Origin of the sequence: Kitasatospora sp. NPDC059146 (assembly GCF_042786665.1) — a bacterium.
GTDB lineage: Bacteria > Actinomycetota > Actinomycetes > Streptomycetales > Streptomycetaceae > Kitasatospora.
The window spans coordinates 1-26,039 of sequence record NZ_JBHZCY010000098.1 but is presented as its reverse complement, the minus strand read 5'-3'; the positions used below and the strand labels follow the sequence as shown (position 1 = coordinate 26,039).

23 protein-coding genes are annotated in these 26,039 nt (G+C 76.1%); 8 read left to right on the top strand and 15 right to left on the bottom strand.

Annotated features, from left to right (window positions below; all coding sequences use genetic code 11):
* On the bottom strand, positions 1–429 hold a 429-nt coding region (locus tag ACFXPX_RS31680; protein ID WP_380644222.1), incomplete at its 3' end, for a DUF2809 domain-containing protein.
* 161 nt (positions 430–590) lie between these two features.
* Between ACFXPX_RS31680 and ACFXPX_RS31675 the strand changes: the two genes are divergently transcribed.
* Both ACFXPX_RS31675 and ACFXPX_RS31670 read left to right on the top strand, forming a co-directional pair.
* Positions 591–2,003: a DUF2252 domain-containing protein gene (locus ACFXPX_RS31675; protein WP_380644221.1), complete on the top strand. Its 1,413-nt coding sequence runs from the start codon at positions 591–593 to the stop codon at positions 2,001–2,003.
* Between the two features lie 36 nt (positions 2,004–2,039).
* Positions 2,040–2,660, top strand: coding sequence for a hypothetical protein (locus ACFXPX_RS31670; RefSeq protein WP_380532002.1), 621 nt, complete (start codon positions 2,040–2,042; stop codon positions 2,658–2,660).
* 24 nt (positions 2,661–2,684) lie between these two features.
* Here the strand turns inward: ACFXPX_RS31670 and ACFXPX_RS31665 are convergent, their stop codons facing one another.
* The 3 genes from ACFXPX_RS31665 to ACFXPX_RS31655 are packed head-to-tail and all read right to left on the bottom strand — an operon-like array spanning position 2,685 to position 5,444.
* The gene (locus tag ACFXPX_RS31665; protein ID WP_375886691.1) at positions 2,685–3,371 is read right to left on the bottom strand and encodes an alpha/beta fold hydrolase; all 687 of its coding nucleotides are present in this window, start codon (positions 3,369–3,371) and stop codon (positions 2,685–2,687) included.
* Between the two features lie 28 nt (positions 3,372–3,399).
* Positions 3,400–4,884, bottom strand: coding sequence for an MFS transporter (locus ACFXPX_RS31660; RefSeq protein WP_375886689.1), 1,485 nt, complete (start codon positions 4,882–4,884; stop codon positions 3,400–3,402).
* Entirely contained in the window at positions 4,881–5,444 is a 564-nt protein-coding gene (locus ACFXPX_RS31655) for a helix-turn-helix domain-containing protein (RefSeq protein WP_375886686.1), read from the bottom strand. Before ACFXPX_RS31655 ends, ACFXPX_RS31660 begins: the two co-directional genes overlap by 4 nt.
* Positions 5,445–5,656: 212 nt before the next feature.
* On the opposite strand from ACFXPX_RS31655, the gene ACFXPX_RS31650 reads away from it, so the two are divergent.
* Positions 5,657–6,952 carry a DUF5685 family protein gene (locus ACFXPX_RS31650; protein ID WP_380644220.1) on the top strand — a complete coding sequence of 432 codons (1,296 nt, stop codon included), beginning with the start codon at positions 5,657–5,659 and terminating at the stop codon, positions 6,950–6,952.
* Between the two features lie 7 nt (positions 6,953–6,959).
* Here the strand turns inward: ACFXPX_RS31650 and ACFXPX_RS31645 are convergent, their stop codons facing one another.
* Positions 6,960–7,160, bottom strand: coding sequence for a hypothetical protein (locus ACFXPX_RS31645; RefSeq protein ID WP_380644219.1), 201 nt, complete (start codon positions 7,158–7,160; stop codon positions 6,960–6,962).
* Complete coding sequence (locus tag ACFXPX_RS31640; RefSeq protein WP_375886680.1) at positions 7,150–7,293, bottom strand: hypothetical protein; 144 nt, start codon at positions 7,291–7,293, stop codon at positions 7,150–7,152. The genes ACFXPX_RS31645 and ACFXPX_RS31640 overlap by 11 nt, the downstream gene beginning before the upstream one ends.
* A gap of 216 nt (positions 7,294–7,509) precedes the next feature.
* On the opposite strand from ACFXPX_RS31640, the gene ACFXPX_RS31635 reads away from it, so the two are divergent.
* Positions 7,510–8,433, top strand: a complete 924-nt coding sequence (locus tag ACFXPX_RS31635; RefSeq protein ID WP_380644218.1) for a chitosanase — start codon at positions 7,510–7,512, stop codon at positions 8,431–8,433.
* An 85-nt stretch (positions 8,434–8,518) separates the two neighbouring features.
* On the opposite strand, the gene ACFXPX_RS31630 is transcribed toward ACFXPX_RS31635, so the two are convergent.
* Positions 8,519–9,088: a TetR/AcrR family transcriptional regulator gene (locus ACFXPX_RS31630; RefSeq protein WP_380644217.1), complete on the bottom strand. Its 570-nt coding sequence runs from the start codon at positions 9,086–9,088 to the stop codon at positions 8,519–8,521.
* 102 nt (positions 9,089–9,190) lie between these two features.
* Here ACFXPX_RS31630 and ACFXPX_RS31625 point away from each other — a divergent pair, with 102 nt between their 5' ends.
* The gene (locus ACFXPX_RS31625) at positions 9,191–9,661 is read left to right on the top strand and encodes a DUF1348 family protein (RefSeq protein ID WP_375886673.1); all 471 of its coding nucleotides are present in this window, start codon (positions 9,191–9,193) and stop codon (positions 9,659–9,661) included.
* A 156-nt stretch (positions 9,662–9,817) separates the two neighbouring features.
* A complete protein-coding gene (locus ACFXPX_RS31620) occupies positions 9,818–10,846 on the top strand; it encodes a TolB family protein (RefSeq protein ID WP_380644216.1) in 1,029 nt (342 codons plus the stop codon).
* On the opposite strand, the gene ACFXPX_RS31615 is transcribed toward ACFXPX_RS31620, so the two are convergent.
* From ACFXPX_RS31615 to ACFXPX_RS31605, 3 genes are all read right to left on the bottom strand, one after another.
* The gene (locus ACFXPX_RS31615) at positions 10,834–11,451 is read right to left on the bottom strand and encodes a hypothetical protein (protein ID WP_380644215.1); all 618 of its coding nucleotides are present in this window, start codon (positions 11,449–11,451) and stop codon (positions 10,834–10,836) included. The genes ACFXPX_RS31620 and ACFXPX_RS31615 overlap by 13 nt on opposite strands.
* Before the next feature lie 110 nt (positions 11,452–11,561).
* Positions 11,562–12,476: an alkaline phosphatase family protein gene (locus ACFXPX_RS31610; RefSeq protein WP_375886664.1), complete on the bottom strand. Its 915-nt coding sequence runs from the start codon at positions 12,474–12,476 to the stop codon at positions 11,562–11,564.
* 122 nt (positions 12,477–12,598) lie between these two features.
* On the bottom strand, positions 12,599–13,591 hold the full coding sequence (locus ACFXPX_RS31605) for a phosphatidylserine/phosphatidylglycerophosphate/cardiolipin synthase family protein (RefSeq protein ID WP_380595370.1): 993 nt from the start codon (positions 13,589–13,591) through the stop codon (positions 12,599–12,601).
* 364 nt (positions 13,592–13,955) lie between these two features.
* Between ACFXPX_RS31605 and ACFXPX_RS31600 the strand changes: the two genes are divergently transcribed.
* Complete coding sequence (locus ACFXPX_RS31600) at positions 13,956–15,239, top strand: serine hydrolase domain-containing protein (protein ID WP_380644214.1); 1,284 nt, start codon at positions 13,956–13,958, stop codon at positions 15,237–15,239.
* Positions 15,240–15,287: 48 nt separating this feature from the next.
* Here the strand turns inward: ACFXPX_RS31600 and ACFXPX_RS31595 are convergent, their stop codons facing one another.
* From ACFXPX_RS31595 to ACFXPX_RS31585, 3 genes are all read right to left on the bottom strand, one after another.
* Complete coding sequence (locus ACFXPX_RS31595) at positions 15,288–17,717, bottom strand: ATP-binding protein (protein WP_380644213.1); 2,430 nt, start codon at positions 17,715–17,717, stop codon at positions 15,288–15,290.
* Positions 17,718–18,020: 303 nt separating this feature from the next.
* A complete protein-coding gene (locus ACFXPX_RS31590) occupies positions 18,021–20,780 on the bottom strand; it encodes a BTAD domain-containing putative transcriptional regulator (protein WP_380644212.1) in 2,760 nt (919 codons plus the stop codon).
* A gap of 108 nt (positions 20,781–20,888) precedes the next feature.
* Positions 20,889–21,362 carry a hypothetical protein gene (locus tag ACFXPX_RS31585; protein ID WP_380523983.1) on the bottom strand — a complete coding sequence of 158 codons (474 nt, stop codon included), beginning with the start codon at positions 21,360–21,362 and terminating at the stop codon, positions 20,889–20,891.
* Between the two features lie 241 nt (positions 21,363–21,603).
* Here ACFXPX_RS31585 and ACFXPX_RS31580 point away from each other — a divergent pair, with 241 nt between their 5' ends.
* Complete coding sequence (locus ACFXPX_RS31580) at positions 21,604–24,555, top strand: BTAD domain-containing putative transcriptional regulator (RefSeq protein WP_380644211.1); 2,952 nt, start codon at positions 21,604–21,606, stop codon at positions 24,553–24,555.
* 80 nt (positions 24,556–24,635) lie between these two features.
* Here the strand turns inward: ACFXPX_RS31580 and ACFXPX_RS31575 are convergent, their stop codons facing one another.
* On the bottom strand, positions 24,636–25,259 hold the full coding sequence (locus ACFXPX_RS31575) for a sigma-70 family RNA polymerase sigma factor (RefSeq protein WP_375886650.1): 624 nt from the start codon (positions 25,257–25,259) through the stop codon (positions 24,636–24,638).
* A 184-nt stretch (positions 25,260–25,443) separates the two neighbouring features.
* Positions 25,444–25,815, bottom strand: a complete 372-nt coding sequence (locus ACFXPX_RS31570; protein ID WP_380644210.1) for a hypothetical protein — start codon at positions 25,813–25,815, stop codon at positions 25,444–25,446.
* Positions 25,816–26,039: the final 224 nt, after the last annotated feature.

Sequence of the window (26,039 nt, the reverse complement as noted above, 5' to 3'; positions counted from 1 at the left end):
AGCTCGCCCCCGCCCGCGGCGCGCGGCGGCCCCCGCCCGGCCCCCCCCGCCCCGCCCCCCCGCCCGACCCCGCGCGCGCCCCCCCCCGCCGACCAGGTACCAGCACAGGTCCGGCGGGTTGAAGGTCGACCCGAGCACCAGGTGCACCAGCCCGCTGTGCCGCCCCCAGGCGTCCGGCAGGCCGGTGGCCTGGAACAGCTCCACCGCCCAGCTCACCGCGGCCGCCACCAGGGCGGCCCGCACCGGGCGCACCCGGGGCACGACCAGCACCACCAGGGCGTACACCAGCACGGTGTAGAGCGCGTCGCCCGCGTACTTGGCCACCTCGCCGGTCAGCACGGCGCGCACGCCCAGGCCCGCCGCCACCGTCACCAGCGCGGCCGCGACGGCGGGCAGTCGTACCGTCAGGCCGTTCCGAAGCTCTGTCATCCGCCCCACGGTAGGGCCTGGCCCTACCGTGGGGCGCGGCGGGCCCCACCGGGCCCACCGGCCCCGGGAACCACCGCGCCGCCCCGGACGTCACTCCCCCTGGCAAGCCATCCGTGCAGGTCACGGGCGGGAGTTCGAGCAAGGCGGGCGGGGCGGGGACAGTGGCGGACAACGGAAGCAGCACGGCACGGCGGCAGTTCGGCGTCCCCGGATTCGCGACCGGCCCGGACGGCCGGGCGCAGCGGGCCCGCGAGCAGGGCAAGGCCCTGCGGGAACGCGTCCCCCGGGAGCGGCACGCGGAGTTCGCGCCCGCGCCCGACCGGCCCACCGCCGTGGCGGCGATCGAGGCCTCCAACGCGGGCCGGATCCCCGGGCTGGTGCCGATCCGGGTGGGCCGGATGGCCGCCACCCCGTTCGCCTTCCTGCGCGGGTCGGCCGGGCTGATGGCCGCCGACCTGGCGGGCACGCCGGTGACCGGCGTCACCGCGCAGCTGTGCGGGGACGCCCACGCGGCGAACTTCGGCCTGTACGGCGACGCGCGCGGCCAACTCGTGATGGACATCAACGACTTCGATGAGACCGTGCCCGGCCCCTGGGAGTGGGACCTCAAGCGGCTGGCCACCAGCCTGGTGCTGGCCGGGCGGGAGACCGGGGCGAGCGAGAGCACCGCCCGGGCCGCCGCCGCGCACGCGGCCGGCTCCTACCGGCGCACCATGCGCACCCTCGCCAAGCTGCCCGCCCTGGACGCCTGGAACGCCGTGGCGGACGAGCAGTTGGTGTCCTTCACCGAGGCGCACGACCTCGCCGAGGTGCTGCGCAAGGTCGGCACGAAGGCCCTCGGCAACACCAGCGCCCGGTTCGCCGCCCGCAGCACCACCCGGACCGCGGACGGCGGTTGGCGCTTCACGGCCGCCCCGCCGGTGCTCACCGAGGTCACCGACGCGACCGCCCGGGCGGTGGCCGGGGCGCTGGGCCCGTACGTGGCGACGGTGCCCGCCGAGGTGCGCACCCTGCTGTCCCGGTACCGGGTGCAGGACGTGGCCTTCCGGGTGGTCGGCACCGGCAGCGTCGGCACCCGCTCGTACGTCGTGCTGCTCACCGACCACCGGGACCAGCCGCTGGTGCTCCAGGTGAAGGAGGCCCGGCCGTCCGTCCTGCTGCCGTACCTGGACGGCGGCCGGGGGCCGCGGCCGCAGGAGCACGAGGGGCGGCGCGTGGTGCGCGGCCAGAAGCACATGCAGGTGGTCAGCGACACCCTGCTCGGGTGGACGACCGTGGACGGACTCCCCTACCAGGTGCGGCAGTTCCGCAACCGCAAGGGCAGCGTCGACCCGGCCGCGCTGCTGCCGGGCCAGCTGGACGACTACGCCCGGATCACCGGCGCGCTGCTCGCCCGGGCGCACGCCCACACCGCCGACCCGGGCCTGCTCGCCGGGTACTGCGGCAAGAACGAGGCACTGGACGAGGCGGTCGCCGCCTTCGCCGTCGCCTACGCGGACCGCACCGAGGCCGACCACGCCGAGCTGCTGGCGGCGGTGCGCAGCGGGCGGCTGCCGGCCGAGCAGGGGGTCTGACCTCCGTTGTCGTAGGGCGGTACTAGATTGCCGGCCATGGGACTGTCGATCAGTGTGGGGACGCTCGGTTCCCCGGAGATGCGGGACGACGCCGAGGTGCTGCACCGGGCGCTGGAGGCCGCGGGGGTGGCCTGGCGGGAGCCGGCCGTGCCGGGGGGTGGCGGCGCGGTCTTCTCGGCGGGCTTCCCGTACAGCTACCTGTCCGGGCTGCGCCGGGTGTACGTGCTCCACCGGCTGGGCGAGCCGGTCACCGGGGCGCGCGGGGTGAGCCGGGAGCAGTACGAGGAGGAGCTGGAGCAGGTCGACGACGAGACGGTCGTGTTGGACTCGCACCTGCTCTGCCACTCCGACTGCGAGGGCTACTACGTACCGGCGGAGTTCGAGGACGAGGACCCGCTGTTCCTGCCCGAGGAGTCCGGTGTGCCCGGGGGCGCCATGGTGGGCTCCAGCGCCGCCCTGCTGGCCGAACTCCAGGGGTTCGCCGCCGCCATCGGCGTCCGACTGGCGGCCGACGGCTCGCTCGACCCGGCGGAGTCCGCCCGGTTGACCGATCTGCCTGCGGACGACCCCTTCGAGCCGGAGGTCTTCACCTGGCACCAGCTGTACCGGGCCTGCCGCGCCAGCCTGGACAGCGGGGCCGCGATCGTCTTCGGCTGAGGCTGACCCGACGGGAGGGGTCGCTCAGCGCGCCAGGAACGGCGCCACGGCGGCGACGTACTCGGCGGGCCGGGTACGGTGCACCAGGTGCCCGGCCTCGATGGTGACCAGGCGGCAGTCCGGGACGAGCCGGGCGAGTTCGGCGACCCGCTCCTGCGGGATGTGGCTGGTGGGCCCGCCGGCGACGACCAGGGTGCGGGCGGTGATCCGGGCCAGTCCCTCCCGCCAGGCCGGGTCGGGGGTGTCGATCTGTGCCTTGATCGCCCGGACCATCGCCCAGTCGAAGTGCGCCGGTTCGTCCGCGCCCTCGGGCGGCACGCTCGACGGGCGCGGGTACAGGGCGGCGATGTCCTCCAGGACGAGCCGGCCGATCCGCTCGGGCGCGGCCTGGGCGAGCAGGTAGGCGACCACGCCGCCCATCGAGTGGCCGACCAGGTCGACCCGGTCCAGGCCGAGCGCGTCGAGGAAGGCGAGCACGTCCTCGCGCAGCTCGGCCAGGCCGTAGCGGTCGGTGCGGCCGCTGTCGCCGTGGCCGCGCAGGTCGAGCGCGTACACGTGGTGGTCGGGGGCGAGGTCGGGGAGCACCGTGTCCCAGTCGGCGGCGCGCTCGCCGAGGGCGTGCAGCAGCACCAGCGGCGGGCCGTCGGGGCGTCCGCTCTCCCGGTAGGCGAGCGTGACGCCGGGCAGTTCCACCGTTCGTACTGTCGTCATGGACCCCACCGTATGCGCCGACCGGCTGCTACCGGACGGCCGTTCGCCCTCGGCGCACCGCAGTGGCGTCCTCGGGGGTGCGTTCCGGCCCGGTCGCCCGGCCGGCGAACACGGAGGCCAGTACGGCGAGTCCGGCCACCGCCGCGCAGACCAGGCTCGCCGCCAGGTAGGCGGAGCGGTGGCCGCCGCCCCCGGCCGTCTCGCGCAGGTAGACCCCGGACAGTGCGGAGACCGCGACGGCCGCCGCGATCCGCTGCGCCATCTGCAGGATCGCCCCGCTGACCCCGGCCGCCTCGGCGGGCGCGTGGCGCAGCACGTAGGCCTGGTTGGTGGAGCCCATCAGGCCGACCGAGGCGCCGCTGAGCAGTTGGAGCAGGGCCAGCAGCCAGGGCAGCACGGCGGCCGGGGCCCAGTGCGCGACGGCGCCGCTGAGCAGCATGGCGAGCGCGGAGCCGGTCATCCCGAGGGTGACGGTGCGCCGGCCGAGCCGCTGCACCACCCGCCAGGCGAGCGCGGAGGCGGTCGCCATGGCCAGCGCGGAGGGCAGCGAGACCAGGGCGGCGCCCATCGGGGACAGCCCCAGGCCGTCCTGGAGGAACATCGTGAGCACCAGCGAGGCGGCCAGCGAGGAGCCGAACTGGGCCATCGCGGTGGCCGTGCCGAGCGCGTACGGGGCGGAGCGGCTGAGGGCGGGGTGGATCAGCGGGTTCCCGCCGGTCCGGGCGTAGCGGCGCTGCCAGCCGACCAGTGCGCCGAGCAGGGCCAGGGCGCCGGCCCCGAAGGCCAGCCAGCCGGCCCAGCCGGGCGGTTGGACGAAGGGCAGCATCAGGACGAGGGTGAGCGCGCCGACCAGCAGCAGGCCGAGCAGGTCGAGGTCGGCGTGCCGGGTCGCCGGGCGGGGCGCGGGCAGGTGCCGGACGGCCAGCAGCAGGGTCGCCAGGCCGAACGGGACGTTGAGCAGGAAGGTCAGCCGCCAGCCGAGTTCGGGGCCGGCCGCCGCCAGGACCAGGCCGCCGACCGGCGGGCCGAGGGCGAAGGCCAGGCTGCCGGTGACGGCGTACATCCCGAGGGCACGGGCGCGCAGTTGGCCGTCGAAGACGTCCTGGAGGGTGCCGATCATCTGGGAGTTGACCAGTCCGGCGCCGACGCCCTGGAGCAGTCGGGCGGCGATCAGCACCTCCGGGGCGGTGGCGGTCGCGGAGACCAGGCTGACCGCGGTGAACAGGGCCAGGCCGGTGACGAAGAACCACTTGCGGCCCTTGACGTCCCCGAGGCGTCCGCCGGGGATCAGCGCGAGGCCGAAGGCGAGCGAGAACCCGGCGACGATCCACTGCAGGTGGGCGGGCTGGGCGTGCAGGGCCTCGCGCAGGGCGGGGATGGAGGTGTTCAGGACGGACTGGTCGATCAGGGTGGTGAAGCCGCCCGCGACGCAGACCAGCAGGACGCGGCGCCCCGCGGCGTCGAAGCGCAGCTTGCCCGCCCGCTCCGGTATCGGGCCGGTGGTGGTGCTCATGACTCGACCACCACCAGGGCGTAGCGGGCCTCGCCGGGGCCGAGGCTGCGGAAGCGCATGCTGCCGGAGCCGTAGCGCAGGCAGTCGCCGGGGCCGAGCAGTTCGGCCTCGCCGTCCAGGGTGAGCTCCAACCGCCCCTCGAACAGCCAGAGGTGGTGTTCCAGTCCGGGCAGGCAGGGGCGGTCGTAGGCGATGTCGGCGCCGGCCGGGAGCCGGCCCTCGATGATCTCGGCGTGCAGCGAGCCGTGCGGCGGGGAGACCGAGCGGCGGACGAAGCCGGTGGCCTCGTCGCGCCAGAGCTGCTGTTCCCCGGCCCGGACCAGCCGGGCGGGGCCGGACTCCACCTCGGCGAGCAGCCGGGACATGGTCCGCCCGTACACGGTGCACAGTCGCCCGAGCAGGGCGGCGGTCGGGCTGACCTCGGCCCGCTCCACCCGGGAGAGGGTGGACCGGCTGACGTCGGCCAGTTGCGCCAACTCCTCCAGCGTCCAGCCGCGTTCGACCCGCAACTCGGCGAGCCGTTGTGCCAGCCGCTCGTCGGCGGCGGTGTCGATTCCCATATCCGTGATGCTATCCCGGATACGGGATCAGCTTCCCGGGAGTTCTCCGGGAACTGTGGAGGTCTGACGGCGGCTCGGTCTCGGGGCGGCCTCGGTTCGGTCGCCCGTCGGCCGATGTCGAGCCGGTGATCATATGATGTCCGCCGACAAAGGGGCCGGTCAGCGGCCCGAGGGGCCCTTCCGCGGCCCACCGGCGAGGGGGAGCAACGATCGTGTTCGGCATCATCAGACCGTGCAGCCACCGGCTGTCCGAAGGCCTCCGCACCTCCTGGATGGCGCACCTGTGCGGGCTCTGCCTCGCCCTGCGGGACGACCACGGGCAGCTCGCCCGGACCGCCACCAACTACGACGGCCTGATCATCTCCGTCCTGGTCGAGGCCCAGGCCGCCCCGACCGACACCAACTGGCGCCGCACCGCCGGGCCCTGCCCGCTGCGCGGCATGCGCACGGCCTCCGTCGCCAAGGGCGAGGGCGCCCGGCTGGCGGCCGCCGTCTCGCTCACGCTCGCCTCGGTGAAGATCCGCGACCACGTCGAGGACCGGGACGGCGTGTTCGCCCGCCGCCCGGTCGCCGCCGGGGCCCGCGCGGTGACCAGGCGCTGGGACCGGCAGAGCGCGGGCAGCGCCTCCACGATCGGCTTCGACACCGCCGTGCTGCTCGACGCCGCCTCCCGGCAGGGCGAGTTGGAGCGCTCGCTGCGGCCCGGCGGCTCCGTGCTGCTGGTCACCGAACCCACCGAGACCGCCACCTCGGCCGCCTTCGCGCACACCGCCGTGATCGCCGGGCGGCCCGGCAACGCCGCCCCGCTCGCCGAGGCCGGGCGGCTGTTCGGGCGGCTCGCCCACCTGCTGGACGCCGCCGAGGACCAGGCGGCCGACGCCGCCTCGGGCGCCTGGAACCCGCTGACCGCCACCGGCACCGACCGCGCCGAGGCCGAACGGCTCTGCCGGGACGCCGTGCACGGCATCCGGCTCGCACTGCGGGAGGTCGAGCTCACCGACCGGGCCCTGGTGCACGTCCTGCTCGCCCACGAGACGGAGACCGCGGTGGACCGGGTCTTCGGCCGGGCCGGGCACGCGGCGAACTGCAGACGCGGGCCGGCCGGCGCCGGACACGCCGGCACCGAGCACGCCACCGCCGAGCGCACCGGCGCCGAACACCCGCAGGACGCGCCGCCGCGTCGGACGCCGCCCGGGCAGGCGCCCGTTCCCCCGTGGGTGCCCCAGGGCCCGGGCTTCGGCCCGCCGATCGGCGGGAAGCCGCCGCACCCGCGCAACCTGCTCGCCGGGTGCGCGGTGTGGGCCCTGATGGCCTGCTCCTGCCAGCTGCTCTGCTGCGAGCACGACGACCCGTTCAGCCGGGAGCGCCGCAAGGGCTTCTGCGAGCGGCACGACTGCTGCGACGCCTGCGACTGCTGCGACCCCAGCTGCTGCGAGTGCGGCAAGTGCGGGTGCGACTGCTGCGATTCCTGCGGCTGCGACGGCTGCGACTGCGGGTGCGACTGCTGACGGTCGCTCAGTTCGCCTCCGGCACCGGCACCTCCTCCGCCTCCGCCTCCAGTGCCAGTGCCGGTGCCGGTTCCGGCTGATCCGACGCCACCGGCCCGGGGTGCCCCCGCAGCACCCCGGGCCGGTTCGCGTCCCGGTACTCCTCCGCGCGCCGCCAGAGCGGCAGCACCGCCATCGGGCCGCGCGGCTCGGCGGCCTCAGGCCTCACGCCCCGCCACCTCCCGGTCCGCCGCCAGCGAGTTCTCCAACCCGGCCAGCAACTGCCGGAACCGCTCGGCGTCCTGCTCGGTCATCCGCCCCTCGGGCGCCACCCTCGGCCGCTCGGCCGTCCTGTCGTCCATGCCCCCGACGCTAGGCGGCGGCGATCAACGGGCGATAAACGAGGGACGCGTGGGGCGCAAGGGGCGTACCCGCACCGCATTCCACCCCGCCCGACGGCTTGGCGTGGGCACCGGCTGGTGGTTCAATGCCCATAGTTAGGAAGGTTTCCTAACAACGAATCGCCGGATCCGAGCAACGAGCACGACCTCTTCCCCCACCGAGAGGACGACTTCCCCATGGACCGCAGCACCTCCCGCAGGAGCACCAGGAACACCACCCGGACCGTGACCACCGGGACGGCGCTCGCCGCCTTCCTCCTGTCCACCGCCGCCTGCGGCGCCTGGGCCGTGGACCCGGCCCAGGCCGCACCGGAGCAGCCCGCCGCCCCGGCGGCCGCCGCCCGGCAGGCGGGCACCAACCCCCGGGTGACCGCCGGCGGGCTCACCCCCGACCAGCGCCGCCGCGCCGACCAGCTGGTCAGCGTCTTCGAGAACAGCACCACCACCATCCAGTACGGCTACGCGGAGAACATCAACGACGGCCGCGGCGTCACCGCGGGCCGGGCCGGGTTCACCACCAACGACGGCGACGCCCTCAAGGTGGTCCGCGCCTACACCGCCGTCGCCCCCGACAACCCGCTCGCCCGCTTCATCCCCGAACTGGAGCGCCTGGCCGCCGCCGGCAGCGGCGACACCGGCGGCCTGCCCGAGGCCGACTACATCGCCGCCTGGCAGCAGGCCGCCCAGGACCCGGCCTTCCGGCAGGTCCAGGACGACCAGGTCGACCAGCGCTACTTCACCCCGGCCATGGACCAGGCCGACCGGCTCGGCCTCACCACCGCGCTGGCCCGCGCCGAGCTCTACGACGCCTCGATCCAGCACGGCAACGGCGGTGAGTACGACGCCCTGCCCGCGCTGATCGGCCGGACCACGGCCAAGGCCGGTGCGCCCTCGGCCGCCGGCGAGCGCGCCTGGCTGGACGCCTTCTTCGACGTCCGGATCGACGACCTGAACAACCCGGCCAACTCCTCCACCGCCGAGGAATGGCGCAAGTCCGTCGACCGGGTCGAGTGCCTGCGGCGGATCGCCGCCACCGGCAACTACGACCTGGACGGCCCGTTCACCATCACCGCCTACGGCTCCGGCTACACCATCGGCTGAGCCGCCCCCGCCCACCGCCCCGGGGTCCGGGCTCCGGGGTCCGGGAGTGTGGGCCCGGACCCCGGCCCCGGGGCGGCCACCGCGTTCAGTTCCGTGCGCGTACCGCGGCGTCCAGCAGGAGGGCGGCGGCCGCCCGGGCCTCGGCGGCGGCCTCCGGGTCCCCGTGCACGGCGGCCACGGTGATCGCGCCCTCGGCCAGCAGGGCGAGCTGGGCCGCGGTGGCGGGCGGGGCGCCGGCGGCGTCGACCAGGCCGGCCAGGTAGCCGGCGAACTCCGCCTTGTGGTGCCGGGCGGCGGCCGCGACCGCGGGGCTGGTGGCGCCCAGCTCGCCGAAGGAGTTCACGAAGGCGCAGCCGCGGAACCCGGGCTCGGCGAACCACTGCCCGAGCCAGTCGAAGACCGCGAGCACCTGGTCCCGGGGCGTGCCGCCGGCCCGGGAGACGTGGACGGCCAGGCCCGCCCGCCATCGCGCGTCGCGCCGCCGCAGGTAGGCCTCGACCAGCTCGTCCTTGGACGGGTAGAGCTGGTAGACGCGGCGCATGGTCAGCCCGGAGGCGGCCCGGACGGCATCCATCCCGACCGCCTGGACGCCCCGCCCGTAGAACAGCTCCTCGGCCGCGTCGAGGATCCGGGTCCGCGGGTCCACCTGTTCCATCTGCCGTGACCTTTGCGTGAGAACGATGATTCTCCTAGGGTAGCGACTGACGTGAGAACGATCGTTCTCGCCGGCGGAATGCCCGTTCCCGAGGAGAATCCCGTGACCGAACAGCGCCCTCCCGTTCCCCCCTTCACCGAGGAGTCCGCCCACCGCAAGGTCCGCGCCGCCGAGGACGCCTGGAACACCCGCGACCCGCAGCGCGTGGCCCTCGCCTACACACCCGACAGCCGCTGGCGCAACCGGGCCGAGTTCCTCACCGGCCGCGAGCAGATCGCCGCCTTCCTCACCCGCAAGTGGCAGCGCGAACTCGACTACCGCCTGGTCAAGGAGCTGTGGGCGCACGACGGCGACCGGATCGCCGTCCGCTTCGCCTACGAGTGGCACGACGACGCCGGGCAGTGGTACCGCTCGTACGGCAACGAGAACTGGGAGTTCGACGCGAACGGCCTGATGGCCCGCCGGCTCGCCTGCATCAACGACCTGCCGATCGCCCCCGGGGAGCGGCTCCTGCACTGGCCGGCCGGCCCCCGGCCGGACGACCACCCGGGCCTCACCGAGCTGGGCCTCTGAGCGCTCCCGACCGGGTGGGCAGGGGCGGTTGACGTGGCGTCGGACGGCTTCGTCCGCCACTGTTCCAAGGCTGTGACGGAGCCCGCACCGGCCGCGGACCTCGGACTGGGAACCTCCTTGTCGGAAGCGACAGGCACCACCGAGGGGGACCAAGAGATGTCCGTGCGCAACAGATTCGGCACCGCCGCCGCCATCGCCCTGATGACGACCGCGGGCGCGGTCCTGCTCTCCGCCTGCGGCCCCGAGAACGGCGACTCCGGCTCGACCGCCGCCACCGGCGCCCCGGTCACGGCGGCGCCGGGCGGCGGATCGCACTCCGGCAGCCCGGCACCGGGCGGCAAGGAGGTCAACGGCACCTCCGCGGCCAACCACCTGACCATCAGCACGGGCACCCGGACGGTCGCGATGAACGGCACCACCGTCGACTTCGGCACGGTGGTGCGCGACCTCGCGTGGTCCCCCGACGGCAAGAAGGTCGTCTTCGTCGACGGCGACGGCAACCTGCTGACCGCCGCCCCGGACGGCAGCGGAAGGACGACCCTCGCCAAGGCCCCCGGCGGCGAGACCTGGTCCCACCCGACCTGGCAGCACGCCGGCAAGGGGCCGAGCGGCGGCGCGGTGCCCGACGAGACCGACCGCTACAACAACATCGTGTTCACCGCCGACAAGGGCGGCGTGCTGCGGCTGGAGAAGGTGCCCGCCAAGGGCGGCGCCGTCGAGGAGCTCGCCCCGCACAACTCCGAGGGCGGCGACGCGGCCGGCGCCCCGCAGCCGCCGCAGACCGGCAACACCTGGGCCAACGCGGGCGGGCAGCAGGCCGACATCGCGTACGCCAACACCCCGGCCGGCGAGGTGTACATCTACGACGACTACATCCGCCCGGCTACCCGGGACATCGGCAAGGGCTCCCAGCCCGCGCTGTCCCCGGACGCCCGCAGCATCGTCTTCGTCCGCTCGGTGAACGGCCACGACCACCTGTTCACCCGCTCCACCGAGCACGACCGGACGGCCGAGAAGGACCTCACCCCCTCGGCCACCACGGACTACACCGAGCCCGCCTGGTCCCCCGACGGCAGGACCGTCGCGGCCCGCACCCCGGACGGCATCAGCACCGTGCCGGCCGACGGCTCGGCGGCCCCGGCCCAGGTCTCCACCCTCAAGGGCCTGCCGGTCTACCGGCCCTGAGCCCCGGTCGTCCCGGTCCCCCCGGCCGGGCGCGCCAACTCGGCGCGCAGCTCCGCGAGGTGCTCGTCGGCCGACTCGTGCGGCAGGAACTCGACCAGGTCGAGGAAGCGGAACAGCACCCGCTCCTCGGTGACCGCGTACTCGTAGTCGCCGAACCCGACCACCGCCCCCGTCCCGCCGCGCGCCGCACCGCGCACGGCGGCGGCGGTCAGCCCCTCCCCCGCGCCCTCGGCACTCACCCGCCGACGGGCGTTGGGCCGGGCCAGGTACGGGCACACCATCGACGCGTACAGCATGCAGGCGCGGTGCCCCGGGCCCTCCATGGTCGGCGCCAGGTTGCGGTACGGGCGCCCGGCCCCGAGCGCCGCCGCCATCGCGGCGCTCTCCGCCGGACCGACCACCCGCCAGACCGGACCGCGCGGCATGACGGCGCCGCACACCGAACAGCGGCGCTCCAGCGCGCAGTCGGCGCTGCGCCCGTGGTCGGTCAGCGCGAACTGCGGCTGCCCGTCCTGCCACGGCGTGATCGCCGGCACCGGGTACCCGCGGGCGTCCCGGGGACGCTCCCCCACCTGGTCCGGCATCGGCACCTGTTCGAATCGCACGCCCCTATCGATACCAGCCGGACGCCCGGCCCCGCCACCGGCGGCGGGAGCGGCGGAACCGGCGACCGCGGGGCGGTCGCCGGTCCGGGGTGCGCCTCGGGCGCGCGGGGTCAGTTCCAGATGCCGGTGACGTCCGTCACGCCGGCCGCGTTGCCCGCGTGGCCGCTCGCTCCGGAGAGGTCCTCCAGGGTGCGCAGCACGTTGTAGTGGTTGTAGGTGGTGGAGCTGCTGCTGCCCGGCGTCACGTGGGCGCCGTAGACCAGGGTCGGGATCCGGTTGCCGGACAGGCTGTTGTCCTCGTCGAAGGTGACGACGAGCAGGCTGTTGTGGCTCTGCGCCCAGGCGGCGTACGCGCCGAGGTTGTTCTTGATCCAGGTGTCGCCGGTGCCGACCGAGCAGTCGTGCATGTCGCTGCACAGGTTCGGGATCACGAACGACACGTTGGGCAGCGTGGTGTAGTCGGTCGGGAACTGGGCGAAGGTCTTGGCGCTGCTGAGCGGGACGTTGCCGAAGCCGAACCAGGGGTTGTGCTTCTGCGCGTACTTGCCGCTGCTGCACACCGTGCTGCCCTGGCTGGGCAGGGTCTCGTTGTAGCTCGCCCAGGTCTTCCCGGCGGCGAGCACCTCGGAGGCCAGGTTCGGGGCCTGGAAGCCGCCGACCGTCACGCAGCTGTCGTCGACCCGGCCCTGGGTGGAGCCGGAGAACAGCGCGTAGTAGTTCGGCTCGCTGGGGTGGGTGATGGCGAAGGACTGGGTGAGGTTGGCGCCGCCCGCCTTGAGGGTGTTGTTGAGGTAGGGGGCGCTGCTGCTGCCGATGACCTGGCTGTAGGCGTGGTTCTCCATCACCACGACCACGATGTGGTCGGGCGTGGGCAGCCCGGCGGCCTGCGCGGTGCTGGCGGTGGCGGCCCACAGCCCGGCCGAGGCGGCGACCAGTGCGACGGCCGAGCCGATCGCGGTCGCGGTGCGGCGGGAGCGGGAGCGCGGACGGGGGGCGTCGTTCAGGGGCTTCGCGGACGAGGTCATGACGTTTCCTCGGGTGGCGGGCGGCCCCGACGGGGCCGCCCGGACGGGAGGTGACTGAGCTACCCGGAGTGCCGACCGAACCGGCCCGGGGCGTGTCCGACACGCCCCGGGCCGGAAACGGCCTAGTAGGGCGTGCCGTTGGCGAAGTCGGTGGCGAAGGTCGACTCGATCGTGCTGAGCACCCCGGAGTCGGAGACGATCAGGCCCAGCTCGCGGTTGTTGTTCAGCGAGTTGTCGGAGAAGTTCTCCGAGCCGGCGAACACCTTGGCGGTGGGCGTGCCGTAGTCGGCGACGATGGCCTTGGCGTGGATGTACAGGCCGGTGGTCGAGGAGTAGGTGACCACCTTGGCGCCGGCCGCGGTGACCTCGTCGAAGGAGGAGCCGTAGGTGTCCGGGCTCATCCCGACGACGCGGACGGTGACGCCGCGGTTGGCGGCGGCGGTGACGGCGTCGACCAGGGCCGGGTCGCCGAACTCCAGCTCCTGGACGTCCAGCGAGGTCTGGGCGCCGTTGATCAGCGCCAGCAGGCGGTCCTGCGAGTCGGTGGGCGACCAGACCAGGTTGTCGCCGTCCGAGGGGGTGATCGAGGTCTTGGCGTAGTCGGCGGCGAAGACCTGCTCGATCGCGGCGACGTCGTTGGCGTCGGTGTCGACGACCCCGTAGTCGCGGCTGCTGGAGTAGTAGGTGGCGTCCAGGTTCCCGGTCAGGATCAGCGACTTGGCGCCGTCCACGGTGACGGTCTTCTGGTGGGTGTAGACGAACGCCGAGGAGGAGTACGTCACGCCGACGCCGGCCGCCTTGAGCGCGGAGTAGGCGGCGCCGTTGACCGAGCTGTGCTTCCCGTCCAGGATCACCCGGACCCGCACGCCGGCGCGCTGCCGGGCGATCAGGGCGTTCACGGCCGTGGTGTCGCGCAGCTCGTACATCGTCACGTCGACGGACCTGGTGGCCGCGTTGACGAGGCCGTAGACCGCACTGTGGTCCTGGTCCGGGAAGACGATCGTCGAGTAGCCGCCGGCGACGGCGTCGGCGTGGGCGGCACCGGAGGCGGATATCAGGCCGGCACCGACGAGCAGCAGGGCGCCGGCACGGCGCGCGAAGGTGGCCAGGGGCATGGGGACTCCATGGTCGGTGAGGGGGAGGTCGGCGCGCGGAGGCGCCGGGGAGCGGACGCGTCAGGTGGCGTGGTCCACCTGGCCGACGCGGCCCGCGTGGACGACCAGGCCGGCGCGGCCGACGTGGACACGCCGAACGGAGCAGCCCGAACAGCATGCGGTCACGGTGGTCAACGCGGGTAGATGACGGGAGGTAAAACCTTGCCCCCGGGCCGGAGAACGGACCGTGCCCCGGCAAAACGGCCCGCCAACGGACGAAGCGGGCACGAAGGTTCACATTGCCACGGACCGTCCGGACCGGTGATAGTGATCATCGACCCGACGCGATCCGACACCGCGTCAGCGCACGAGAGAGCCGAGGAACATGGCGAAGACCCGTCTGCTGCGTCCGCTCGCGGTGGCCGCCGCCGCTGCCGTCCTGGCGGCCACCGGAGCCGTACCCGCCCTGGCCGCCGGCCAGGACGGCCCGGCCCTGCCCGCCCCCGACACCGCGGGGGTGCAGAGCGCGCTTCAAGCCACCACCGCCGCCGGCGCCCCCGGCGCCTTCGCCGTGATCAGCGACCACGGCGACGACGACCGGACCCGCTCCCTGACCGTCGGCAAGGCCGATCTGGACGGGACCCCGATGAACTCCGCGTGGAGGTTCCGGGTCGGCAGCAACAGCAAGATGTTCACGGCCGTTCTCGTGATGCAGCTGGCGCAGGAGGGCCGGATCGACCTCGACAAGCCGCTGCGCGACTACCTGCCGGCCGGCACCCTCCCGGACGGCTGGGCGATGACCGGCCGCCAGGTGATGGAGCACCGGGCCGGCATCTACGACCACACCAACGACCTGCTGGAGCAGGCCGGCGAGGAGACCACCGCCGCCTTCGAGGCCCGGATCCGCAGCACGGTCTACACCCCCGCCCAGATGGTCGCCATGTCCGTCAAGCACGGGCAGCAGTACACCCCGGGCAGCCGCTACTCCTACTCCAACACCGACTTCGTGCTGATGGGCATGGCCGTCGAGAACCTCACCGGCCGCCCCTACGCCGACGTGCTGCGCGAGCGGATCATCGAGCCGCTCGGCCTGACCCAGACCTCCTTCGTCGTCCCGGACCAGCGGATCGAGGGCGCCCACGTCACCGGCTACCTCACCAACGACGACCGCAGCAAGCCGTTGCTGGACTCCACCGAGCAGACCGGCTCCTGGGTGTGGGCCGCCGGTGCGGTCATCTCCTCCGCCTCGGACCTCGACCGCTTCCTCACCGCCCTGGTGGCCGGCGACAACGGCGGGCTGGTCTCGGACGACTCGCTGCGCCAGATGGAGGCCGCGCTGCCCACTCCGACCGCCAAGATCTCCTACGGGCTGGGCCTCCGCCGCATCTCGCTGACCTGCGGGGACGTCTACGGACACGGCGGGATCGTCCAGGGCTTCCAGACCCAGTCCTTCGCCACCCCGGACGGGCGGCGCTCGGTGGTGGTCTTCGCCAACGCCTCCAACAACGGCTCGGTCACCCAGGGCCTGATGAACGCGCTGGAGCCGGCCTTCTGCGGGAAGAAGCCGGTGAAGGTGGCGCCGCGCACCGGCAACGCCCCGGCCCAGCAGAACCAGCGGACCGTCCAGCACGACCAGGGCCTGCCGGTGGTCGAGGACACCCGGATCTGACCTGACCCAGGACCCGCTCCCGCACCGGCCGCCCCTGCCGGACCGTCGCTACGGCGCGACGGCCCGGCCCGGGCGGCCGTCCGCGCTCAGGTCGGTGAGCGCATCGGTGAGGATCTCGCGGGCCTCGTCCGCCCGCCCCTGTTCGATCAGCGCGGTGCCCAGCTCGGTCAGCGCCTTGGTCATGCTGTCCGGGCGCCCGACCGCCCCGTAGTGCACCAGGGCCTGCCGGTAGGCCTTCTCGGCGGCCGGCCAGCGCTTCAACGCCGCCCGGTCCTGGCCGAGTTCGTGCGCCGTCATGGCCGCCAGCAGGTGCATCAGCGGCGAGGACCAACGCTCCACCAGTTCCAGCGCGCCGGCCAGCGCGCGGCGGCGGACGTCCACCGCCTCCTCGGCCCGGCCCAGCTCGCGCAGACAGGTCGCCGCCCCGCGCAGGGTGACCAGCCGTCCGATCATCGCGGCCCGGTTGTCGACCTCGGCGAAGGCGTCCGCCGCCCGCTGGTAGCTCTCGCTCGCCTCCCGGTGGCGCTGCAGCTGCCGAAGCCCGGAGCCGAGGTAGGTGAGCGCCCAGCCCTGCTGCTCGTGGTCGCCCAGCCCCTGGGCCAACTCCAGCCCCTCACCGGCGAGTTCGATGCCGCGCTGGTAGCGGTGCAGACAGGTGATGTACGTCCAGGCCAGGTAGTTCACGTGCACCGCCTCGGCCCGCCGGTCGCCGCAGGCCCGGGCGGCGTCCACCGACAGCTGGAACACCTCGCCCCAGAGGTCCCAGCTCAGCAGCCGGTCGGAGAACCAGTGCATGGCCTCGGCGGTGTCGACCACCTCCCGGTGGCGGCCCTCCCGCTGGGCCCGGTAGAGCGCGGCCAGCCACTCCGGGTGCTCCTCCTCCAACCAGCGGGCCGACTCGGTGAGGAGCAGCGCCGGATCGTCGGCGGAACCACCGGCGGAGGCGTCGGCCGAGGCGTCCGGGTCGAAGCGCAGGCCGTGCCCGGCCGCCTCGCGCAGCAGCCGGCGCCCGGCCTCGGTACGGGCCTCGGCGACGGCCCCGGCCGGCTCGTCGGCGGCCAGCCGCTCGCCCGCGTACAGCCGCACCAGGTCGTGCAGCCGGTAGCGCTCCGGGGTGGCGGGCTGCACCAGGCCGGCGTCGACGAGCTGCTCCAGGACCAGCTCGGTGCGCCCGGCCGACAGCCCCGCGTAGTGCGCCAGGACGGCCGCGGTGAAGTCCTGCCCGGCGGTCAGCGCGCAGCGCCGGAGCACCAGCCGGGCTTCGGCGGGCAGCCGGCGGTAGGACAGCTCGAAGGCCGGACGGACCGCCAGGTCCCCGGTCTCCAGCAGGTCCAGGCGGTTCTCCTCGGCGGCGAGCTGGCGCGCCAGCTGGGCCACCGGCTGCTGCGGACGGGCCACCAGCCGCTGCCCGGCGATCCGCAGCGCGAGCGGCAGGTAGCCGCACAGCCGGGCCAGCTCGGCGGCGGCGTCCGGCGCGGCCTCGACCCGTTCCGGTCCGGCGATCCGGGCCAGCAGGGCGGTGGCCTCGGCCGGGGACAGCACGTCGAGCCGCAGCCGGTGCACGGCCTCCAGGCCGGGCAGGGCGTTCCGGCTGGTCACGATGGTGACGGCCGGGCCCGCGCCGGGCAGCAGCGGGCGCACCTGGCTCTCGTCGGCGGCGTTGTCGAGCACCAGGACCAGCCGGCGGTCGCGCACCAGGGCGCGGAACAGTCCGGCCCGTTCCTCCGTCCCGGCGGGCACCGCGCCGTCCTTGACCCCGAGGGCGCGCAGCACCTGGCCGAGGGCCTCCCGGGCGGGCAGCGGGGTGGCGGCCATGCCGCCGAGGTCCAGCGAGAGCTGGCCGTCCGGGAAGGCCGGGGCGAGGGCGTGGGCGGCGTGCAGGGCGAAGGCGGTCTTGCCCAGGCCGGGCTGGCCGCTGATCAGCACGACCCGGGGGTGGGCGGGTCGCCGGTCCGCGGTGAGGGCGGCGAGGTCGGCGAGGGCCTGCTCGCGGGCGGTGAAGTCGGCCAGGTCGCGCGGCAGGGCGAGGGCTCCGGGCACCGGCGGGTCGGTCCGGGGCCCGGGGCCGCCGGGCGGTGCCTGGTCCGGGGCCGTACCCGGCCCGGGCGCCCCGGCGGCCCGGTGCGGCCCTGCGGACGGTCCGGCAGGGGCGGCGGGCGGTCCGCCGGGGCCGGTGGCCGACGGGCTCGCGGCGCCGGTCGCCGGGCCCTGCGGGGGCACCTGCCGCACGCCCCGGGGGCGGCCGGACTGGGCGGCCCGCTCCAGCGCGGCGGTCTGCGGGCCGTCCAGGCCCAGGGCGGCGGCCAGCGCCTGCACGGTACGCCGCTGCGGTCCTCGGGTGCGGCCGCGCTCCATGTCCCCGAGGGCCCGCAGGCTGACCCCGGCGGTGGCCGCCAGGTCCTCCTGGGTCAGCCCGGCCGTCACCCGGTGGCCGGCCAGCAGATGGCCGAACTCCCCGGTTCCGCTCGCAACCACCATCTGCCCGCCCCGCCCCCTGGTCCGCTGGTCCGCGCTCGCGCAGTTCCGCCGCAGTTCTGCCGGGCCGCACGCCGGGCAGATCGTCTCAGGCAGAAGTATGCCCCGTGGGACGGGCCGCGCGTACCCGGCCGCGGCCTGCGGGGATGCGGGAGGGACGGGCGCCCGGCGGGCGGAACCGCCCAGCGGAACCGCCTGTAGTTCCGCCTACCCTGTTGCCAGGGGAGGCAGTTGTGCACTCCCCCGACCACTTCCTCAACCACTTCCTCGACCCCGCCGGGGCCCCAGCGGCCCCCTGAGCGCCGCTCAGCGCTCCCCCGCGGCCAGCGCCCGTTCCTGCCGTCGGGCCGCCGTCCCCTCGACGCTGCGGCCGAGCGCGAACAGCAGGTCGGCGAGCAGCCCGTGCGAGCGCGCCTCCACGGCCGGGTCGCCGACGGTGCGGCCGAGGGCGACGGCGAGCCGGGCCGAGGACAGCGCCGCGTCCCGGCGGCCGAGGGCGTGCAGGGCGCGGGCCCGGCCGTGGGTGGCGAGCACCGCCGCGCGGTCGGTCCGGACCCCCTCGCCGGTGCCGGAACGCTCCGCGCCCGGCCGGGCGGGGCCCGAACGCCCCCGGGCCGTACGGTCGGTGGCGATCCGGACCGCCTCGTCGGCGTGCGCCAGCGCCCGCTCCGGGGCGCCGACCCGCACCAGGGCCTCGGCGAGTTCGGTGAGCGCCCCGACCAGCAGGTGCCCGGTGGCCGGGGCCCGGGCGGCGGTCACCAGCTCGGTGAGCAGCGGCACCGCCCGGTCGTACTGCCCGGCCCGGGCCAGGGCGGCCGCCACCCGGCTGCGGCAGTGGTGGCGCAGCAGCGCGTCCCCGGCCCGGTCGGCGGCCGCGACGGCGGCGCCGAGCTGTTCCAGGGCGGTGCGGTGGGCCGCCCGGTGGACGTGCAGGACGGCCAGGTCGGTGCCCAGCCGGGCGAGCGCCGCGTCGTCCCGGGCGGCCTTCGCGGCGCGCAGCCCGGTCTCGGCGACGGCCCGCCGGTGCGCCCGGTCCTCGCCGCCGGTGTCCCCGGACAGTTCGTACAGCCGGCCGATCCGGTGGGCGAGCAGCCAGGCGGCGCCGGTGCGCCCGTACTGTTCGGCGCACAGGACGACGGCGTGCAGCGCGCTCTCCTCCCGGCGGAACCAGGCCGCCGGCCGGGCTCCGTCGCCACCGGCGGCGCCACCGCCGTCGCCACCGCTGCCGTCGCCGCTGCCGTCCGGGCCCCACGGGGCGGTCAGCTCCAGGTAGTGGGCGATCAGCCGGTCGAGGGCGCCGAACCGTTCCTCGCAGTCCAGTTCGGCGGCCTGTCCGGCGGCGTAGCGGCGGACCAGCTCGCGGCGGGCGTAGTGGCCAGGTGCGGTCTCGGCGAGCAGGTGGACGGCGTCGAGCGCGGTCAGCAGGGTGCGGGCGGCGGCGGGCCGCAGGTCGGCGAGCGCGGCGGCGGTGGCGGTGTCGATCACCGCGCCGGGGTGCAGTCCCAGCAGGGTGAACAGCCGGGCGGCGGCGGGCGGCAGGGTCCGGTAGGTGCGGTCCAGGGCGGCGGTGATGCCGCTCGGGTCGGGCCCGCCGCCGACGCCGGCCAGGGCGGTCAGGCCGGTCTGCTCGTCGGCGAGTTCGGCGGCGAGGTCCCCCGGGGTCCAGTCCGGGCGGGCGGCCAGGCGGGCGGCGGCCAGGCGCAGGGCCAGCGGCAGGCGGTCGCAGCGTTCGGCGAGTTCGTCGAGTTCGGCGACGGTCCGCGGGGCGGTGGCGGGGCGGTCCGGGCCGAGGGCGCGGGCGAGCAGCGCGCGGGCGTCCTGGGCGTTGAGCGGGCCGAGCGGCAGCGCCAGGGCGTCCTCGTGGAGCAGCAGTGCGCGCAGCCGGTCGCGGCTGGTGACGACGGCGACCGGGCCCAGGACGGAGCCGGCCGTCGCGGGCCGGCCGGGCAGCAGCGGGGCGAGCCGTGGGTGGTCGGCGGCGTCGTCCAGCAGGATCAGGATCCGGCGGTCGGCGAGCAGGGCGCGGTAGCGGGCGGCGCGTTCCTCCAGCCCGGCGGGGACGGCCTCGGGGGCGACGCCGAGGTCGGTGAGGAACCCGGCCAGGACGTCCGCGGGTTCGCGCGGCCCGTCCGGGTGGGTGCCGCGCAGGTCGGCGCGGAGCACGCCGTCCGGGAAGCGCTGCGCCGCCCAGTGCTGGACGAGAGCGGTCTTGCCCGCTCCGGCCGGGCCGGTCACCAGGATCGGACGGCCGGTCCGGGCGGCGACGGCCAGGGCCTCGTGCAGGCCGGCGAGTTCGGCGCTGCGGCCGACGAAGCGCCGGTCGGGCGGGGCGTGGCGGGCCAACTGCTCGCCGGCCATGCGTAGTTCCGGACCGGGCGGGCCGGACAGCCGGGTCAGCGCGTGGTCGTACCGGGCCCGGGCCTCCAGGCCGCGGCCGGCCTGCTCCAGGCACTGGACCAGCCGGGCCACCAGCGGCTGGCGGCCCGGGTGGGCGTCGGCGGCCGCGCCGAGTTCGGCCACCAGTTCACCGCCGCGGCCGGCCAGCAGCAGCCGTTGGGCCAGCCGGTCCAGGGTGCGCAGCCGCAGGTCGGTGAGGGCCGGGAGGGTGCGGGTGCGCAGCAGCTCGGAGCCGCAGTCGGCGAGCGCCGGGCCGCGCCACAGGTCGAGGGCGGCGCGCAGCAGCGGGACGGCCGGATCGTCGGCGCCGAGCCGGGCGGCGGAGCCGGGCAGCAGCACCCCGGCCCGGTCGTGCAGCGCGCCGAAGCGGACCAGGTCCACCCGGTCCGCGTCACCCTCCAGGACGTACCCGCCGCCGCGGGTGCCCAGCACCAGCCGGGGGTCGTCCAGTCGGCGGCGCAGCGCGGCCACGTGCCCTTGGAGGGCGGCCCGGGCGGTGGGCGGTGCGGCGCCGTCCCAGACCAGTTCGATCAGTTCCTCGGCGCCCACCGGCTGGTTCAGCCGGACGGCCAGCGCCGCCAGCAGCGCGCGCCGCTTCGGGGCCGAGGGGGTGACCACCGTGCCGTCCGCCCGCCGGACCGTCATCGGCCCGAGCAGCTCGATCTCCATGCTCCCCTTCCCGTCGGGGGTCGTCGGCCTCCGGTGCCGCGCCGTCGCCCCCGTAGGGAGGGACGACGGGGCGGGCCCGAGCGGTTCAGTTCCCGGGCCCTGCCCGGTTCAGTTCCCGGGCCCGTCGGCCGGCCCGCCCGGGGCCGGTTCGCGGTCGGCCCAGGCCGGTGCGGTCCGGCGCTCGGGCCCGGCGAGAACCTGGACGTCGAACGGCGCGTACTCGTTGCCGTGGTCGCGTGCGGTGTAGCCGGCCGCCGTGAGGATCGCGATCATCGCGGTGGCCATCGCGGTCTGGGCCTCGCCCGACTGCCGGACCGCCGGGGTCTCCCCGTCGGCCTGCTGCGCCTCCTCCCCGGCCCGGCCGCGCAGCCGGGGGCTGACGTGCCAGCTGACCAGCACTTCCGGGTCCGCCGCGCCGAAGTGCTGGTTCCAGGTGCTGACCCGGACCTCGGCGCCGGTGGCGAGGCCGCGGTGCAGGCCGGGGGCCGTCACCGGCAGCCCGGCGGCGGCGAGTTCGTCGCGGACCCGCTGGGCCAGCCGCTCGTACCGGGCGTTCACGTGTCTCTCGGAGTGCTCGTCCATGCCCGCACGCTATCCGGCCCGGGCACCGCCGCGGCAACCGGCGGCCGCGGGGCGCTACGGGGCGGGCGGGACGCCCGGACACGCCCCCAGGCAACCATCCGGCCCCTCCTGGGACTCTGTACCCCTGGCGGCCCGCGCGGCGACGAGCGTCCGGGCACGAACCGGGCCGGTGCGCGCAGGACGACTGCTCCGTCCCGGGGGCCGCCGTCGGATCATCGGGCGGGACGAGGTGGGGGTACGGGTGCGGATTCGGCTGCTCGGGCCGGTGGAGCTTCGGCTCGCGGCGGGCGGCCTCGCCACGCTGGCGGGGTCGCAACGGCGCGCGGTGCTGGCACTGTCGGCGCTGCGGCTGGGGCAGGTGGTCGGCATGGACCAGTTCTGCGAGCTGCTGTGGGGCGAGCGGGCGCCGGCCAGCGCCCGGGCGGCGGTGCAGGGGCACGTCGCGGCGCTGCGCAAGGTGCTCGCCGACACCCCGTTCGAGCTGCACACCCGGGCCCACGGCTACCTGTTGAGCGGGCCGGCCGAGGAGGTGGACGCGCTGCGGTTCGCGGGGCTGGCCGGGCGGGCCGCCGACCGCGCCGACCGGGGTGCGGACGGGGAGGCGGTCGCGCTGCTGGAGGAGGCGCTGTGGCTGTGGCGCGGGGAGGCGCTGGCGGACCTGCCGGACACCCCCCTGCGGGCCGCGACCGCGGAGCAGTTGAAGCAGTCCGCGACGGCGGCCCTGCTCCGGTGGTCCGCGCTGCGGCTGGGGCAGGGCGCGGGGGCGGCGGCGGTGCCGCTGCTGGAGCAGAGCGTCCGGCGGGACGGGCTGCGCGAGGAGCTGGTGGCGCTGCTGATGCGCTGTCTGCACCAGGCCGGACGGCCCGCGGAGGCGCTGAGCGCCTACCACCGGACCAGGCTGCGGCTGGACCGCGAGCTGGGCATCCGGCCCGGGCCGGCGCTGCGGGCGGCGTTCGCCGAGGTGCTGGCGGACGACCGGTCGGCGCCGGTCGCGGTACCGGCCGCGGCCCCGGCGGCCGTCCCGGTGCCGGCTGCGGCCGACGGGTCCCTTCCCCCGCCCGCCGGACCGCTCCCGACGGTCCCCCGGCAGCTGCCCGGGCTGCGCGTGGAACTGATCGGCCGCACCGCCGAGTTCCGCTGGCTGGACCGCGCCTGCGCCCCCGACCGGGCCACCGACGGACCGGCCCTGGTGGTCGGCCCCGCCGGGACCGGCAAGAGCGCCCTGGTCACCGCCTGGGCCCACCGGGCCGCCGACCGCTACCCGGACGGCCGGCTGTACGCGGACCTGCGCGGCCTCGACCCGGCCGGGCCGGCCGAGCCCGGCGCCGTCCTGGGCCGCTTCCTGCGCGCCCTCGGCGTCCCGGAGTGCGCCCTCCCGCCCACTCGGGCCGGCCGTGCGGCGCTCTACCGCGAGCGCACCCGGGGCCGCCGGCTGCTGGTCGTCCTGGACGACGCCGCCGACGCCGACCAGCTCGCCGACCTGCTGCCCGAGGGGCCGGGCTGCGCCGCCGTGGTCACCGCGCGCTGCTCCCTGGAGAAGCTGGTCGCCACCGACGACGCCGCCCTGCTGCGGCTGACCGCGCTGCCCGAGGACGACGCCCTGGCCCTGCTGGAGCACCTGCTGACGCCGAACCGGCTGCGCCCCGAACCGTCCGCCGCCACCGCACTCGTCCGGCTCTGCGAGGGCCTGCCGCTCGCCCTGCGGATCGCCGCCGCGCGGCTGGCCGCCCACCCGGAGTGGACGGTCGCCGCGCTGGTCGCCGACCTGGCCGACGAGGAGGGCCGGCTGGCCGCCCTGGAGCTCGACGAGCGCACCGGCCTGCGCCAGCAGCTGCTCCTCAGCCACCGCCAACTGCCGCCGTCGGCAGCCCGGTTGCTCGCCCTGCTGGCCGTCCACCCGGGCCCGGAGGTGGACGGCCAGGCGGCCGCCGCCCTGCTCGACACCGACCCGGCCACCGCCCACCGGGCGCTCGGCGAGCTGGCCTCCCGGCATCTGCTCACCGGCACCGCCCCGGGCCGCTACCACCGCACCGAGCTGGTCCGGCTGTTCGGCGTCCAGCTGCTCGCCGAACAGCCCGAGCAGCTCCGGGAGCAGGCCCGCGCCCGGCTGCTGGACCACTACCAGGCCGCGCTGCAGCACTGCGGCGGCTACCTCGACCCCGGCCAGGAGGACGCCGGGGTGCCCGCCCGGAGCCCGCAGGCCGTCCCGCCCGTGGTGGACATCCGCACCGCGCTCGACTGGTTCCGCGCCGAGGAGCCCGCGCTGCGGGCGCTGATCGACGAGGCCGCCGTCAGCGACCCGGGCCGGGCCTGGCGGCTCGCCCTGACCACCGGTTCGCTGTACTACGGCGCCAGCCGCTTCACCGACTGGCTGGCCCGCGCCGAGGTCGGCCTGGCGGCGGCGGAGCGCTGCGCGGACCCGGTCGCGGTGGCGTTCCTGCACAACTGCCGAGCCCAGGCACTGGTCGCCCTGGAGCGCCGGCACGAGTCGGCCGAGGCGTCCCGGCGCGCGGTGGCGGCCGCCGAGTCCGCCGAGGGGCCGGCCGCCGCCTCGGCGCGGGTGCGGGCACAGGCCTCGCTGGCCCTGGTCACCGCGATGCTCGGGGACTCCGCCGGGGCGCAGCGGCTGGCGGCGGAGGCGACCGCGCTCGCCGTCCGGTCGGGCGACCGGAAGCGGCTGGTCGACGCCCTGGTCCACCAGGGCTGGGTGAGTCTGGCGACCGGGGATCCGACGGCCGCCCAGCGGCTGTCCCAGGAGGCCCGGGAGCTGCTGCCGCCCCGCCCGGTCACCCAGGTGCACCTGTGGTCGCTGCTGACCGAGGCGCAGGCCCTGCCGCCGACCGTCCGGGACCACGCCGCGGACCTGGCCTGGCACCGGCTGCTGGCCGCCTGCGAGGAGGCGGGCCTGCTCTACCTCCACGCGGTCACCGAACAGTCCTACGCGGCCCACCTGGTGGCCCGGGGCCGCGCGCCGCAGGTGCGCGAGCGGCTGGCCTCGGCGCTGGAGCGCTTCCGCCGGCACGACCGGCTGGCCGGGCACCGCAGCGAGTTCACGGCCGGTCTGGAGGCCTCGCTCAGCCTGCGCGCCGGGGACGGGCCGGAGGCCGGGTGCGCGCCCGGCGGGCCGCCGGGCGGCGTACCCGGCAGCGCACCCGGCAGCGACCGGACCGCCGTGGACGGTCCGGTCGCGTAGCGCTCACCCGACGGCCGTCCCCCGGAGTCCTACCGAGGGTTCGGCCGGAGGGATCAGCCGGGGGTTGTTGGGCCAGGGGTTCAGCCGGTGGCCGGCGCGTACCCGTGCTCGGCCGCCAGCACCGGCCGCAGGGCCCGGACGGCGTAGAAGTTGCGGGACTTGACCGTCCCCGGCGGCACCCCCAGCTGCGCCGAGGCCTCCAGCACCGAGCGGTCCTTGAGGTGCAGCTCGACCAGCACCTCGCGGTGGTGCTTCTGCACCCGCCGCAGTGCCAGCGCGATGTCCCGGGCGACCACCACCTGCTCGTACGGGTCGTCGGCGAGCGGGCGGTCCTCCACCGGCTCGCCGATGGCCTCCTGGGCGCGGGCGGCGGCCATCCGGTAGTGGTCGATCGCGATCCGGCGGGCGACGGTGAACAGCCAGGGGCGGCTGTGCTCCGGGCCGGCGGCCAGGGCCTCCGGGTGCTGCCAGGCGCGCAGCAGGGTCTCCTGGAGGATGTCCTCGGCCTTGCCGCGGTCGCCACCGGTGTTGCGCAGCAGGGCGCGCAACAGGTAGCCGCCGTGCAGCCGGTGGATCTCGGCCAGGGTGTCGGGGTCAAGGGTCCGTCGGACCGGGGCCGGCTCCGGCACCGCGACGGGGTCGGCAGGGGGGCCCGCGGGCGGCTGGGCGACGGACGTGGGCGGAGCGACGGACTGCTTCGACACGCGCTACCTCTCAGGTCGGGCAAGGGCACATGGCAGGGCTTCCGCCGGACATCCCCCGTGGCGGTAGACATCAGCCTGCCGGGCGCCGCCAAGGACCTGCCAACGATCCGCCAACGCCCGGACCGGGCGGCACCCGGCGCGGCGCCGGGTGCCGCCCCGTCGTGCCGGGGAGGCCGCGCCGGGCTCAGTCCGTGCCGGGTGCCGCCGGGCCGCCGTTGAGCGCCTCCACCAGGTCCTGCACCCCGTCCTCGCCCCGGTGCTCGATCAGCACCGCGACCCAGCCGGCCAGCCGTTCGCGCTCGGCCACCGTCCACCCCGGTGCGGAGGGGTGCTCGTCCACCACCAGCGCCCGGGCCAGGCCCAGCAGCCCGGGGGTGGGCTCCACGCGCCGCTGGCGCTCCGGCAGCACCCCCAGCGCCAGCCGCCGGGCGACGGCCGTCACCTCGGCCGCGCCGCAGGCCGGCGCCGCCAGCCCGGACGGCCCCGGCACCACCGGTGCGCCCATCTGCACCAGGGCCGCGATGTACTCCCGCACCTCCGGCCCGTCCGCTTCCATCCGGCGTTCCTCCCCCGTCCCGTTCCGTCCCGCTCTACGTCGCCCACCCCGGTCGGGGTTCAGGCGCAGCCCACCGACCGTACCGGTCGGTACGGTTACGGCCTGAAACCCGCCGTTCCGTCCGTCGTTCCGGCCGTCGTTCCGGCCAGGTCGGGCCGGACCGCATTGTGCCGGTCGGTGATGAGAAACCGCGGGCCCGACACCACCGACACCGCCACCGCTAC